The 361-nt window shown below is 61.2% G+C and carries 1 pseudogene; it reads left to right on the top strand.

Going from position 1 to position 361, the window contains the following annotated elements:
- Positions 1-361, top strand: a pseudogene (locus ACTHSQ_RS11145) (magnesium transporter MgtE N-terminal domain-containing protein); the annotation flags it as partial.

A 361-nucleotide genomic window follows, 5' to 3' on the forward strand; every position in this document is an offset into this window, starting at 1 on the left:
GCGACGTAGAGCGCGTTTCCGCCGATTTCGACCGTATCCACGCGCTGTGCGAAATCCTTTCGCCCGCCTTCCCGCAAATTGAGGAAGGCGTGCCGATTGAGGATGAGGCGTTGCGCGACAAATTTACCGAGCTGACCGTCCTTTTGAACGAACTGCACCCTGCCGATGTGGCGGCGGGGTTGGATTACCGCCGCGCGAACGTAATATCGTCTGGCTGTTGGTCACGCCTGAAGACGACGGCGAAGTGCTGCTGGAAGTGTCCGACGCGGTGCGCGAAACGCTGATCGAGTCGATGGACAAAGACGAGCTGTTGGCGGCGGTCGATGACTTGGACGCGGACGAACTGGCGGAGCTGGCGGGC

Origin of the sequence: Neisseria sp. P0009.S008, assembly GCF_051958615.1 — a bacterium.
Lineage (GTDB): Bacteria > Pseudomonadota > Gammaproteobacteria > Burkholderiales > Neisseriaceae > Neisseria > Neisseria subflava.